This window comes from Pseudomonas entomophila, from assembly GCF_023277925.1.
GTDB classification, from domain to species: Bacteria; Pseudomonadota; Gammaproteobacteria; order Pseudomonadales; family Pseudomonadaceae; genus Aquipseudomonas; species Aquipseudomonas entomophila_D.
Window position 1 is genome coordinate 1,520,241 of sequence record NZ_CP063832.1, and the last position, 14,302, is coordinate 1,534,542.

Genomic DNA, 14,302 nt, shown 5'->3' on the forward strand with positions numbered 1-14,302 from the left:
GACTGGGTTCACGAATCAAACCATATCCAGCAGCGAGTGCCTATGAAAGCGATCAGTTTCATCCACAACGGCTTGCCTATCGAAGACCCTGCGTCTCTTCAAGACATCTTCATGCCCAAGCCCAGCCCTGGGCCCAGGGACCTTCTGGTCGAGGTCAAGGCCGTGTCGGTCAACCCCGTCGATACCAAGGTGCGCGCCGGCACTTTCACACGTGAGCCGAAAATACTCGGCTGGGACGCGGCCGGCATCGTCCGCGAAGTCGGGCCCCAGGTAACCCTGTTCAAGCCAGGTGACCAGGTGTACTACGCCGGATCCATCGCCAGGCCCGGCAGCTACAGCGAATATCACCTGGTCGACGAGCGCATCGTTGGGCACCAACCGCGCAGCTTGGGTGCAGCGCAGGCGGCGGCGCTGCCGCTGACGGCCATCACCGCCTGGGAACTGCTGTTCGATCGCCTGGGTATCGTGGAGGGCGGCGGGGAGGGCGATACCCTGCTGATCATTGGCGCCGCCGGCGGCGTCGGTTCGATGCTGGTGCAACTGGCCCGGCAACTGACCCGCCTGACGGTCATCGGCACAGCCTCCCGCGCCGAGACCGCAGACTGGGTGCGCGAACTGGGCGCCCATCACGTCATCGACCACAGTGCGCCGCTGCAAGAGCAACTGCGGGCCCTGGGGATCGAGTCGGTCAGCCATGTCGCCAGCCTCACCCACACCGAACAGCACTTCGCGCAACTGATTGAAGTGCTGCGGCCACAAGGCCGCCTGGGGGTGATCGACGACCCGCAGACGCTGGATGTCATGCCGCTCAAGCGCAAGTCGCTGTCGCTGCACTGGGAGTTGATGTTCACCCGCTCGCTGTATGAAACCGACGATATGGTGCGCCAGCACGCGTTGCTCGAACGCGTGGCCGGGCTTATCGACCAGGGCATTCTGCGCACCACTCTGGGCGAGCATTTCGGCGCCATCAATGCAGCCAACATGCGCCGTGCCCATGCGCTGGTCGAGAGTGGCAAGGCGCGCGGCAAGATCGTTCTGGAAGGCTTCTGAAATCTATTTGACAGACAACGGCGGACCGGCCAATCCGGTCCGCCAGGAGCAAGCATGCTTAAACGAACCGTGTTTCTCTGTACCGCACTGACGGCAGGTATGTCCTCTGCGCAGGTCATCGATGCCAATGCGCTTTCCCCGCATGCACCCGCGGAGCGGGCATTCGGCAAGCTCGAACAGGTCCATGCATTCCATGACGCCATGCCAACAGGCGTCACTGTCACCGAAACCGGACGCATCTTCGTCAATTATCCGCGCTGGGGCGACAGGGTCCCTTTCACCGTCGGCGAGCTGCGTAACGGCGAGGTCCGGCCCTTTCCGGACCTGTCGGTGAATCAGGAGGACCCGAAGGACCCCGGAAAGGGGCTGATCAGCGTGCAGAGCGTGGTGGCCGATGGCCGGGGCCGCGTCTGGCTGCTGGACACCGCGGCGCCGGGGTTTCAGGCCCCGCGCCCTGGAGGCGCGAAGCTGGTCGCGGTCGACCTGGCGACCAATCGCATCGTCAAGCGGCTGGTATTTCCGGAAAACGTGATGTTGCCCAGCACCTACGTCAACGATATGCGCTTCGACTTTCGCCACGGCGCAGAGGGAACGGTCTATGTGACCGACTCCTCGCTGCGCGGTCCAGGGGCGATCATCGTGATGGACATCGCTAGCGGGCGCGCCGAGCGCCGTCTCAGTGGTGCCCTCTCGACCTCCGTGGCACCAGGTTTTATCCCGGTGGTCGAGGGGACGCCACTGATGGTAAGCCAGCCGGATGGCATATCGAAACCATTGTCGGTGGCGTCCGATGGCATCGCCTTGTCGGCCGATGGGCAGACGCTCTACTTCACGCCGCTGTCGAGCCGGCACTTGTATGCCGTGTCCACCGCCTTGTTACGTGATCCGGCCATCAGCGAGACACAGCTTGCCGCAGCCGTGAAGGACCTCGGTGAAAAGGGCGCCTCCGATGGAATGGAGGCCGACGCCGAGGGCGCTGTCTATGCCGGCGATTACGAGCATAACGCCATCCGCAAGCGCTGGCCGGATGGCCGCTGGCAGACCTTGGTGCATGATCCGCGGCTGCTCTGGCCCGATACCCTGTCGATCGGGCCTGACGGCTACCTGTACTTCATCGCCAACCAACTTCACCGCCAGGCGTTATTCCAGGGCGGGCGGGACTTGCGGCAGAAACCCTACGCCTTGATGCGCCTGAGGATCGATGCGGCACCAGCGCCGACCCACTGAGCTGCCCTCACCATTAGCTGGGCGCGATTGCTCGTTCGTCAACACAACTTGCTTTATCGCTACACCAGCAAGCCACAGCTGACGCAAATGTGACCGGCATTTTCACGGCAGTCGTGAACGTGTTGACGTACAGCCCCGCTTACTGCCGGAGCTATGCCCGGTGAAACTCATTCACTCATTGGAGCAGGCAATACCGTGCCTGCTCCCTGCAACTGACCCGGAGCTTGATATGAACCGACAAGACTACCCCCTCGTTTCCCTTGCAGTCCTCAAGGCCAAGCCAGGCCACGCACCGGCACTGAAAGCGGCCTTGCTGGACTTGATCGAGCCGACTCGGGCGGAGCCCGGCAACCGAGACTACATGCTGTTCGAGCGCAGCGACGAGCCCGGGACGTTCTACATGCGCGAGGCGTTCGACCACCAGCAGGCCCTGGACACACACCTGGCCACCGCTCACTTCCAGCGGTTTGCCGAGCAGGCCGAGCAACTGTTGGCGGAGCCGTTGCAACTGATCTTCCTTGACCAGGTGTCATCTGCCGTTGCGCCTCATCCCTGAGGGAGGCCAGGTAATGCGACCGGTCAAACGCAGACAATTCATCCAGGCCCTGGCCACTGTGGCATTACTGCCAGCAGCATTGGCGAATGGGCACACACAAGAGAGGAGGGCAAACATGGTCAGGCTCGGCATCACCGACTTGTCTTTTCACCACGCCACAGCCGCGGTCGTGGCCCTGGTCTTGCAACGCATGGGGTTCGTGGTGGAGCGTTCGAGCGCACCTCACGAGCGCAACTTCGAGCGGTTGCGCGAGGGCGTGATCGACATGCTCGCGTCGGCATGGATACCTTCAAGCCACGGGCTTTACAAGGCACAGGTGGAAGAGCAGGTAGCAACCCGCGAGCTGGGGCTGCACTACACGCCTTATGCAATTTGGGGGGTTCCCGATTACGTCCCGGAGTCGATGGTCGCCTCGGTGGAGGACTTGCTGGATCCTCGTGTCAGCGCACGCATGCACAAACAGATCCAAGGTATAGGGGCGGGCGCCGGTATTACCCGGTTTTCCCTGAAAATGATGGTCGACTATGACCTGGTAAGTGCAGGGTACAGTTTTCGCACCGGGACCCTGGAACAATGCGTCGCCGCCTTTGAACAACTGGTGAGTGAAGGCAAATGGGGGATAGTGCCGCTCTGGCACCCACAGTTCCTGCACCACGGCCATCGGATACGCCAACTCAAGGATCCCAAGGGCTTGCTGGGTAGTGTCGACCGGGCAGTGTTGCTAGCGCGAGAGGATCGGCTCTCGGCCTTTAGCGCCGCACAACTACAGGTACTCGACAACATCCGTCTGGACAACACCATCGTTGCCGAGCTCGATCATAGCGTCAGTCGCTGCGGCTTGAGCCCTGACGAAGCGGCGAGAGCCTGGTTCGAGAAAAACCCGCAGATGTTGGCTTCGTGGCTGCGCCCGGTGGTCTGACTGCACTGGGCGACGCATGGCGTTTACTGACTGTCCTCAATTAAGGCGCTGGCCCTGGAGGTTGTTGGGATCGGGCAAAAGGCCAAGGCGCAAGTGCGTGCGAAATACGTAATTTAACATAATATACATTATGCGCACCTTCGTATGGAGCTGCCGGGGCATAGGTTGGCCAGATCGGAAGCCAGATCGCAGTGCGATTTTTACGGGTGCGAAAAATCAGGCTGCTACACCGGCACCAGGTGTTGCTACTAGCAACACCCTGCAGATCTGAAGTCGATCGCTGCCGGCAGCTGTGCCCGATCGTTTTCACGGTGAAAATTCCACGGTGGAACTCCAGAACCCAGATCGCACTGCGATTTTCGCGGGCGCGAAATTACGATCGTTACTGGCCTATAAGCCGACGTTGCGTCATTCGGTCCAGCACCTGGTCCAGATGCGGCGCGAGCTTCAACACGTCCAGGTCTACGCCTTGAACTGAACCGGCTTCGTACGGGTACCGCGTGCCGACGAACAGATTCGAGGCAGTACTTATCCATTTTTCCAACTCGAAGCCAGGTGCCAGGCTCTGCGAAATGGCACGAAGTTGGCTGGCCAGCTCTGCAGGAATCGCGGTGTACAGATCAAACAGGCCGTGCCCATTACCAGGTGGCTTCGAACGCAGTCGCAAATGCCCATCAGGATCATCTTCAGTTCTGGGGTTGAGCTGAAGTGTGAAGGTGTTGCTAGTAGCAACAGTCTACGGCCGCATAGCATAGAGGGATAAGCTCTAGTACCCTACCCTTTACATATAAGCCAAAGGAATAACTAAACTAAATATTCATTTAGTTGAGTTATATACAGGCATCTACCAAGCGCGGACGCAGAAACTGGACCTAACATGTGACCTCGGTTGTGACCACAACGGGCGTTGCCTTGGGTGACTACACGCTCTGGGGTAGCTTCGCCATCTTGCTGTTCTTTTACTTGACGTTCGTCGGTGGGTGCTCAGGATCTACGGCCGGCGGTTTGAAAATATTCCGTTTCCAGGTGGTCGCGTCCTTGCTTGTCAGCAACCTGAAACAGTTGATTCATCCACGGGCAATGATCTCGAAGAAATACAATGGGCGCCCCATCGATGAAGAGATTGTGCGCTCACTGTTGACGTTCTCGTTCTTCTTCTCAATCACCATCGCGGTCATCGCCCTTGGTCTTGCTCTGCTAGGGCTCGACTGGACGACGGCGTTGAGCGGGGCTGCCACCGCCGTGTGCAACGTTGGGCCCGGGCTGGGAACGATTATTGGTCCTGCAGGTAATTTCTCCTCGTTGTCGGACGCTGCGAAATGGCTGCTGACGATCGGCATGTTGCTTGGACGACTCGAAATCCTCACTGTACTGGTTCTCGTCTCTCCAGCTTTCTGGCGATTCTAATTATGTATCCTGCCGATTCGATGCGCTTCACCCTGCCAGGCGTGGCAGTGCGTATGAGCCAGTGGGTGGATGGTGCGTTTGAATATTCTTATCGCTATTGCGCCCTTTAGATGAAGATGCGCCATCCTCATCACGCCTTGAATTCCCCTCCTGCCTTTCCACCCATCACAACACGATACCGGCTTGTCATGCGGCGAATCGCACCCAGCAATCTATGCTCACCAGACCTACCTCATGGAGCCGTTCGATATGGATATTCGGCAGAAAACCATCGGTTTCGGTCTGGTCAGCATCCTCGCCGCCTTGCTGCTCGGTGGCAGCGGCCTGCTCGCCGAACATGACCAGAACCTGGCGCTGACGCGCAACGAGGACAGCATGTCCGCCCTGCGCAACCACATGGAGGGCGACATGATGCACGATGCCCTGCGCGCCGATGTACTGGCCGCGTTGCTGGTCAAGCCTGGCGACGTCGATACCGCCAACCAGGTACTGGCCGACCTCGACGAGCATGCGAAATGGTTCAAGAGCGTGATCCAGAGCAACCTCAAGCTGCCGCTGGACGCGGACCTGCACGATGCCATCAGCGAACTCGGCCCGCTGCTCGACAACTACATCGCCAGCGCCACGTCGATCATCCATTTGGCCCTGAAGTCCCCCGAACAGGCGCAGACTCAGTTGCCCGCCTTCATGGAGGCGTTCAAGGAACTGGAGGAACGCAACAGCACGCTGAGCGACCTGATTGCGAGCAACGCTGACAAGAGCCGCGCGCAAAGCAAGGCGACCCTTCATCAGGGTATTGCCGTGCTGATAGGGGGCATGGTCCTGGCGACGCTGGTTCTGTCGCTGTGCACATTCTTGTTGCTGCGCTCGGTGTTGCAGCCCCTGCGCCAGACCGTGGCCGTTGCCCAACGGATCGCCCAGGGCGACCTCAGCACCGAGATACGGGTGCACGATCGCGACGAAACCGGCCACCTGTTGCGCTCCCTGGCCGACATGCGCGACAGCCTGAGCGCCATGATCAAGGCGATCCACGAAGAAAACCAGCAGTTGCACGACGTCGCCGAAGAGCTGGGCCAGGCGTCGCGCGGCCTGGTCGAGCGCACCAGCCAGCAGTCGGAAAGCGCGGTGAGCATGGCCTCGGCCACCGAGCAGATGATCGCCAACCTGTCGCAGATCGCCGAGCATGCTCGCGATGCGCAGTCGATCTCCGGTCAGTCGGAGCGCCTGGCCAGCGATGGCGGTGAAGTCATCCTGAATGTCGTGGGCGGCATGCAGGGCATCGATGAAGCGGTGCACCGCTCGTCCGAGACCATCACGGTGCTGGGGCAAAGCTCCGAGGAAATTTATTCCATCGTCCAGGTGATCAACACCATCGCCGAGCAGACCAACCTGTTGGCGCTCAACGCGGCCATCGAGGCGGCGCGGGCGGGCGACGCCGGCCGCGGCTTTGCCGTGGTCGCCGACGAGGTGCGCGGCCTGGCCGCGCGCACGGCACAGTCGACACGTGAGATCGCCGACATGATCGAGCGCATTCGCCAGAGCACGGGCAACGCGGTGCAAAGCATGCAAACCGGCGTCACCCGAGTGCGTGCCGGTGTGGAACTGGCCACCCAGGCCGGGGCCTCCATCCAGCAGATTCGTGAAGGCGCGCGCCAGGCCGCCTCGGTGGTGGAGGAAATCTCCCACACCATTGGCGAGCAGACCCTGGCCAGCCAGGAAGTCGCGCAACAAGTCGAACGGATCGCGCGGATGTCCAGGGAGAGCACTGAAACCACACGGCAGCTGGCTTCTACCGCACAGCGCCTGGGTGACATCGCGCAGGGCATGCAAGCCAGCGTTTCGCGCTTTCGCGTATGAGAGGATCGGGTGCCTGCGGGCACCCTGCCCTTATAGACAACACATATTGGACATCGCGGCAAATAACTCAGTCAGATACTCGGCAGATAACACCAACACGTATTCGAGTTATGGTCAGCGAATATATTTGACAGTGCGCCTCAACGCTATATATTCCCTTCTCGGCAACTGGAAGGAGTCCGGTTTGCCACTTCGATATTCACACTACCGTCAGGAACGACATGATGTTTTTGCTCATGGATGAAGCATATCCGCGACACCTGGCCTACCTCGAATTTATTGGTCGCCACTTGGCTGTAGCCCTTGCTACCTGAGGGCTCTCGACAGCTTTGACTGCGCTTGCTTCTGCGCGTGCCTGTGATTTTCCCTGGGTAATCACAGTGTTCACCTGCCGCCAATAAATATATTCAGGTGTGCCATGACCTTGATAAACGTACTGCATAAGTCCGTGCCCACTCCCGTGGACATCGAAACACGTACTGATGCCTTTGATTACCGCCCAGGCCAGATCAACGATATTCCGCGACTGGCCCAGTTATTCCAGATGGTCTACGGGCAAACCACTCACCCCTGCCAAAGCCCGGACTATATCCGCAGTTCAATGGACTCCGGGCAACAGCAATGGTTTGTCGCCGAGCTCGACAGTTTTCTTGTCGGTTGCTGTTGTGTCGCTCGCCGGCCCTGGAACCAGTCCTGGGAAATGTCCCATGGTGTGGTCCACCCGGCCGCGCGCAGAACCGGTGCCATTTCAAATTTGGTCAGGCTCGGCCTGAAGCGCCATCGAGCACAGCCCATGGAGTTGGGTTTCTATGTCACGCGCAACATTGCCAGCCATGCCTTGATGAAGAAAATCAGGCCGGGCGTGCTGGTGGGGCACGACGGCGGGCCAGACAAGGTCGACGGCATCAGGGAGTACCACCTGACCGCCCTGCTCCCCCCGGCGCAGGAAGGCTTCTTGCATGTCGCGCCTGGGTATGCGCATACCGGCGTAGCCGGCCCGATCATCGCCAGGCTATATGACGCATTGCGGCTCACCCCACCGCCCGGCACCTATCCGGCCACCTGCCTGAGCGGCCCACCCGGTGCCGAAACCCTCGGCCCGTTGCGCTTCAACCATGACCCGGACGCCAATGCACTGATGGTGTCCGGCCATGTCGGCGACAACCTGACGCAGCAAGCAACGTTGCGGGCACTCACAACCCTCCTCCAGCGGCATCCCCAGGTGCAGTACTTCAGCGTGCATATCCTCGCCGACAAGCTGGAACTGCTCGCCGGCCTGCTCGGCCTGGGCTTTGCGATCACCGCCTACCTGCCGGCCTGGCACCTGGAGGGCGGTGTTCGCTACGACTGCATCCTGCTGGTCTTCGAAGTGTTCGCCGACGCGCCTCGCAGCCATGGCTTCGATGATGAGGTGGCGTTCTTCGACCAAGCCTACGCGAAGCTGGCTGACAGCCTCTGTGGCATCGCCCTGCAATGAAAGCGCCCCTTACTTACCGTGCATTCCCATCCCGCAACGGATGAAGACTGGAGTATTCAGACAATGACAAAAGACCAATGGCTAGTCGTACGCAAGCAGATCCCCGATGGCGCGAAAGAGCCCTGGACCGTGATGCTGTGGATTGCCGACCTGGTGTTGCTGGTACTGGCGTGGAACTTCTGGCTGAGTGAATCCACCGTGCTGCAGATTCTGGGCCTGCTGGTCGCGGGCCTGGCCACTGTGCAGCTGTACCTGATCCTGCACGAAGCCCTGCATGGCGCGACTTCGGACAATCGTCGACTCAACGACATCATCGGCCACTTCAACGGCTGGTTGATCGCCCTGCCGTTCCTGGTCCGTCGGCGTTTCCACATGGCCCACCACACCTGGACCGCGCACCCACTCAACGACCCAGAGAACCGCGGGATGATCGAGCGGTTCGCGGTCATGACCAAGAAACAGGAACGCACCCTGGAGTTCATGTGGAAGCACTGGCTGCCGATGATCGCCGTCAACCATTTCCTGCTGAACTGGCGTGCGCCGTTCATTGCCCGGGCCCAGGGCGACGACTCGCCGCGCATCCTCAAGGAGATTCGTTTCGCCCGCCTGTACCTGCTGGGCTACCTGGTGGTGGCCGTCGCTGCCTGGGCGTTCGGTCATCTGGCCGACCTGGCGCTGTTCTACCTGATCATCTGGCTGTTCCTGGCCCTGATCGTGGAGCTGGTCAACCTGCCCCACCACGCCGAGGCCCCACTGCTCGCAAAAGATGGCGAGCGCCTGCAGTTCTGGGAGCAGGACCGTGTGTCGCACGACTGCAAGAGCGTGCCGGTATGGTCGCGCTTCGTGATCCTCAACTTCAACTTGCATATCGTGCACCACGCCTTCCCTTCGGTGCCATGGTACCGGCTGCCCGAGGCACACCGCATGCTGCACGAGCAGGACGGCAGCCCGGCGGCATCACAGCTCAACGAGTGGGACTTCTCCAGAAAGAATCGGCGCAGGCCGCTGTTGAAACTGATGGGCCATTTCTTCGACCATCGCGCCTGACCCATGCGAGCGCCGCTCGCGCGGCGCATCGCGGCTAAAGCCGCTTACCCTGGTTGCACACGCCGTACTGTAGGAGCGGATTCATCCACGAGACACTCGCCTTCCTCGAACCCAAATGGCTGAGATGTTCGCCGGCAAGCCGGCCCCGCAGGAGCACGTTCTGATCTCGACTAACCTGTAACTGCCTGCCGCCCTCACTGCGGCAGGGTCAAGTCAAGGAGACCAGGATGAAAAACTCAGATCACTCACTGCACCACGGCACGCCAACGGTGGCGGTCCGCGACAACCGTGGGCTGGCCGTGCGCCAGATCGTCTACCACCGCCCCCCGGATTCACCTGTCGACATCGACGAGCGCATCACCCGCCACCGGTTCGATGCCGTCGGCCATCCCGTCGAAAGCATCGACCCCCGCCTACCCGCCCCCAACTTCACCTATCACCTGTCCATGGCCGGTGAAACGCTGCGCACCGACAGTGTCGACGCCGGCCGCTCCCTCGCGCTGAACGATGTCGGCGGGCGCCCGCTGATGCAGCTCAGCGCCAATGACGTCGCGCGCTATCACTTCTATGAACCGGCGCCCCTCGCCGGGCGGCCGGTGCATGTCACCGAAGGCGCCTTGGGAGAAACGCCCCGCATCGCCGAACGCTTCCTCTGGGCCGGCCCCGACCAGGCGGCCAAGGGCCGTAACCTGGCCGGCGCATGCCTGCGGCACTTCGATACCGCCGGTAGCCTGGGGACCGACTACATCGCACTGACCGCTACGCCTTTGTCGACCACGCGCCAGCTGCTCGCCGCCGACGGCGAATCCGATTGGCAGGGCGCGGACGAGGCCGCCTGGCAACGCCTGCTGGCACCGCAGGCCTACACCACCTCGGGCCGTTACGACGCCACCGGTACCTTGCTCGAACAGACCGACGCCTGCGGGCACAAACAGCGCCTGGCCCACGATATCGCCGGGCAACTGGCCAACAGCCGGTTGACCATCAACGGCGGCGCCGAACAGGTCATCCTCAAGTCCGTCGTATACTCGGCCGCTGGGCAGAAGCTGCGCGTGGAGCATGGCAACGGCGTGGTCACCACCTTCACCTACGAACCCCGCACCCAGCGTCTGGTTCATATCCTGGCGGTGCGGCCAGCCGATGCAAAACGGTTGCAAGACCTGCGCTACGCCTACGACCCCGTGGGCAATGTGCTGGAACTGCACAATGACGCGGAAGCGACACGCTTCTACCGTAACCAGAAGGTCGATCCCGAACACCACTACACCTACGACACCCTGTACCAACTGGTCAGTGCCACTGGCCGCGAACTGCTCGACATCGCCAGACGCCCGCCGAAACAACGCTCGACCACCCTCCCGCTTCCAACCAACGACGGCACCCTCGTCAACTATGTGCGCCACTACCACTATGACCGTGGCGGCAACCTGACCGGCTTCAACCATAACCCCGGCGCTGGCGCCGGCGCCAACAGCTACACGATCGAGCTGACGGTGTCCGACCGGAGCAATCGGGCCGTGTCCAAAGACGTCACGGAAGACCCAACACAGGTCGATACGTACTTCGACGCTGCGGGCAATCAACGCCAGTTGCAGGCGGCTCAGTTGCTGGAATGGACCAGCCGGGGCGAACTGGCGCGGGCCGTGCTGATCGCCCGTGCCAGCCTCGCGGCCGATGAAGAGACCTACCGCTACGACGCCGGCAGCCAGCGAGTCGTCAAGCGTCGCTCGGAACTGACCGCCGGGACCGTGCGCCACAGCCACGTGCTCTACCTGCCGGGGCTGGAACTGCGCACTCACTACAGCGACACGACCGTGGAATCGTCGCGGCACGAAATCATCGTCGGCGCCGCCGGCAGCGCCCAGGTGCGGGTGCTGCACTGGGAAACCGGTCTGCCCCCGGGCATGGCTAACGACGCGATTCGCTATAGCTATACCGACCTGATCGGCAGCGTCGGCCTGGAGCTGGATACAAACGCCGAAATCATTAGCCAGGAAGAGTACTACCCCTACGGGGAAACCTCGGTGTGGTTACCGCATCGCAAAGTGGAAGCGGATTACAAGACTGTGCGCTACTCCGGTAAAGAGCGAGACGCGACCGGGCTGTATTACTACGGCTATCGCTATTACCAGCCCTGGCTGGGGCGTTGGCTGAGTGCGGACCCGGCGGGGACAGTGGATGGGCTGAACCTGTATCGAATGGTCCGAAATAACCCCGCGACGTTAAACGATACCGATGGGTTATCACCAACCTCCAAAGATGAAAAAAAGGAAGCGCTAGCGCGACACCATAGCCGAGAAGAAGTTTACCACACATACACTGGCATAAAAGCGTCTTCTAAAATAATCAATAAGACCTCTGTGGAAGTAGGTAATTTCGTGCGCTCCAAGAGCGCCACGCTGACTTACAGCACATTTTCGATGGGCATAGTAGAGGTCGTGGGCGGTGCGGTTTCATCACTGGTTACGATTATGGCATTCCCAGTTTTTGGCCCCGCCGCCTTCGTTGTCGGCACGGCGACCAAAGAAGTAGTTAAAGCAGTGGCGCCTCCTTACGATCCTGTTCCAAAAATGGGCATGACCAAAGAGCTAGTGAAGGAAACGCATAAATTTTCGCAGCAGACCATAGATGTGGTAAATAAGTATGCGAACAAGGAATTTATCGGTCATAAGATAACCGACAAGGTTCTAAACACAGCGCTTGATACTGTTGCGGAAGCTGCGGTCGGCACCGCCATTCCGGGCTCCGTGCCATTCACAGGGATTTACAAAGCCGGCAAAAAATTAAATGAAGCCAAAAATACCACCAAAGAACAAGTGATTAGAAAATTTGCTGCAGAGCTTGATGAATACGAATCAAAGTTCAAGGAATATGTCGAGCGAGTCGACGACTCTTTCAACAGGCATGGCAAGGCTATAGATCAGAGCTTTTGGGTAGATCCTTTGGGCACGAGTCCGACCGGGGATATAGGTCTTCCCACGGACGTGCATCTTGGCCACCTCCCTTTCATCAGAAGGAGCTCATTCGACAAGCACGTCAGTCGGACGGAGGCAGCGCTGGAGAGAGGAAGGCGGGTCATAGCCAAATACGACCAGCGTAAACAGTAAAAAGCGGGAAGCCTGCAGGGAGCGCTTACCCTTCCCTTGCTCAAGGCAAGGCCGTCAATGATTGAGGTTCCGGCGCCAATCATTGAGGGCCTTCGCCTTATTCGAGAAAGTTTCGTCGTTGATAACGCCGGGGCGCTGCATCACAGTTGGCACGGTCCCAGCAGGAGCGGGTTTACCCGCGAAGCAGGCGCCTATGGATGAGTGCCCGCCCCTAAGAGCGCCAGCTGCCTGTCCTGCTCGGCACAGCGTTCACGTTCCGCCTCCAGTTGCCGGCGCATCTCCTCGCTCGCGCCCTGGGCCTGGGCAAGGATGGCGCGCAAGCCCTGCACCTGGGCATCGCGCTGTTCCAGCTGCTCACCCATCACCTTGCGCTCCGACTGCGCCTGGCGTTGCTCGGCTTGCAGTCGCTCGTTGTCACGGTGCAGGCGAGTCAGCTCTTCCTGGCGAGCGTTCATGCCCAATTGAACGGTCTGCAGTTGCCCCTGCAACTGGCGAACCTGGGTCTCATGGCGGCGCTGGTCCTGTTCGCGTTGCTCTCGGTTGCTGGCACGCAAATGCTCGATGTCTTCATGGGCCTGGCGGTGCTTTTCTTCCAATGAGCGGACCTGTTCTTCCTTATCCGTCAGGCGCACCTGCAGTTCACCCAAGGCCTGCCGGGCCAGCTGCAGTTGCGACGCCAGCACCCGGCGCTGGTTGTCCACCTCTGCCTGGGCGGCATCGATGCGTGCCTGCCCCTCCTCCTGCAGCTGTGTCGCCAGTTGCTCCACCAACTTGCTCAACGGTTCGCTGAGGCTGGTCATGCCGTTGAGGCTCACCGGCTCCAGCTCTTTCAGATAACGATGAATCGTGGTTTTCGAGCCGGTATTGCCCAATTCGATACGTACAGCATCGATACTCGGATGCTCGCCCCGGGCAATCAACAACTGCCGCGCACGCTGCACTGCTGCCTTGTCTATCCCGGTCCTGGCCATGTTCGCTCCTGAGGTTTCATACCATGGTACGTACCATGTAATTACACGAATTTTGCACCTGTGCGCAGGGGATATCAAGGTGCCGCAGGTGTGCCCTTCACCTCGCCCCGTTGCAGGCTGCCCACGGTGTTGCCCATGGCATCCCGCGCATCGAGGTCGGCGCCCCGCGCTTCCAGGGCCTGCAGCACCTCGGTGCGCTGGAACAGCGCGGCGTACATCGCCGCCGTCTGCCCAGAGGCATTGTGCTGGTCGGGGCTACAGGGGGCGTCAATCAGGCGCCGGGCAATACGTACCTCGCCCTTGAAGATGGCCCCCATCAGTGCCGTGTTGCCGCGAAAATCCTGCACGCAAGGGTCGGCACCGGCTTCCAGCAGTTGCTGCACTGCCTGGCCCTGGCCGTGATAGGCCGCCAGGATCAGGCCGGTATAACCCTTCGCGTCGTGCACATTCAGGTCGAACCCAGCCTCGATGAATGTCTGCAGCATGGCCTGGTCGCCGCGTCGCGACGCGTCGAAAAAGTAGTCGCGCAAGCGTTGCTCGACGGCCATGCCCTGCTCTGCCGGCTGAGGGGGCTCCTCGGCCAGTGCTGTGCCAGCGAACAGGCCAAGTACAACGGCCGCTGTCCATCCACGCATGGCGGTTACCTCCGAAGCAATGAAGAGCGGGCCCGAAGGCCCGCTCGTG

The 14,302-nt window shown here is 60.7% G+C and carries 9 protein-coding genes and 3 pseudogenes; 10 read left to right on the forward strand and 2 right to left on the reverse strand.

Features of this window, described 5'->3' with window-relative positions:
* The first annotated feature begins 42 nt into the window (after positions 1–42).
* From IM733_RS06675 to IM733_RS06715, 10 genes and pseudogenes are all read left to right on the forward strand, one after another.
* Entirely contained in the window at positions 43–1,050 is a 1,008-nt protein-coding gene (locus tag IM733_RS06675; protein ID WP_248920116.1) for a zinc-binding alcohol dehydrogenase family protein, read from the forward strand.
* A 99-nt stretch (positions 1,051–1,149) separates the two neighbouring features.
* Positions 1,150–2,277, forward strand: a complete 1,128-nt coding sequence (locus IM733_RS06680; RefSeq protein WP_248921130.1) for a major royal jelly family protein — start codon at positions 1,150–1,152, stop codon at positions 2,275–2,277.
* 229 nt (positions 2,278–2,506) lie between these two features.
* Positions 2,507–2,833, forward strand: coding sequence for a putative quinol monooxygenase (locus IM733_RS06685; protein WP_248920117.1), 327 nt, complete (start codon positions 2,507–2,509; stop codon positions 2,831–2,833).
* Between the two features lie 115 nt (positions 2,834–2,948).
* Entirely contained in the window at positions 2,949–3,752 is an 804-nt protein-coding gene (locus IM733_RS06690) for a glycine betaine ABC transporter substrate-binding protein (RefSeq protein ID WP_248920118.1), read from the forward strand.
* 876 nt (positions 3,753–4,628) lie between these two features.
* Positions 4,629–5,159: pseudogene (locus tag IM733_RS06695) on the forward strand (potassium transporter TrkG); the annotation flags it as partial.
* An 816-nt stretch (positions 5,160–5,975) separates the two neighbouring features.
* Positions 5,976–6,158: pseudogene (locus IM733_RS25655) on the forward strand (HAMP domain-containing protein); the annotation flags it as partial.
* A 48-nt stretch (positions 6,159–6,206) separates the two neighbouring features.
* A pseudogene (locus IM733_RS25660) lies at positions 6,207–7,016 on the forward strand (methyl-accepting chemotaxis protein); the annotation flags it as partial.
* Positions 7,017–7,560: 544 nt separating this feature from the next.
* Positions 7,561–8,493, forward strand: a complete 933-nt coding sequence (locus tag IM733_RS06705) for a GNAT family N-acetyltransferase (protein WP_349292557.1) — start codon at positions 7,561–7,563, stop codon at positions 8,491–8,493.
* 63 nt (positions 8,494–8,556) lie between these two features.
* Complete coding sequence (locus IM733_RS06710) at positions 8,557–9,540, forward strand: fatty acid desaturase family protein (RefSeq protein WP_248920121.1); 984 nt, start codon at positions 8,557–8,559, stop codon at positions 9,538–9,540.
* Positions 9,541–9,767: 227 nt separating this feature from the next.
* On the forward strand, positions 9,768–12,647 hold the full coding sequence (locus tag IM733_RS06715) for an RHS repeat domain-containing protein (RefSeq protein WP_248920122.1): 2,880 nt from the start codon (positions 9,768–9,770) through the stop codon (positions 12,645–12,647).
* Positions 12,648–12,838: 191 nt separating this feature from the next.
* On the opposite strand, the gene IM733_RS06720 is transcribed toward IM733_RS06715, so the two are convergent.
* Together IM733_RS06720 and IM733_RS06725 are read right to left on the reverse strand one after the other, a co-directional pair.
* Positions 12,839–13,618 (reverse strand): DNA-binding protein, encoded by a 780-nt coding sequence (locus IM733_RS06720; RefSeq protein ID WP_248920123.1) that lies wholly within the window; start codon positions 13,616–13,618, stop codon positions 12,839–12,841.
* Between the two features lie 74 nt (positions 13,619–13,692).
* Positions 13,693–14,253 carry an ankyrin repeat domain-containing protein gene (locus IM733_RS06725; protein WP_432760396.1) on the reverse strand — a complete coding sequence of 187 codons (561 nt, stop codon included), beginning with the start codon at positions 14,251–14,253 and terminating at the stop codon, positions 13,693–13,695.
* Positions 14,254–14,302: the final 49 nt, after the last annotated feature.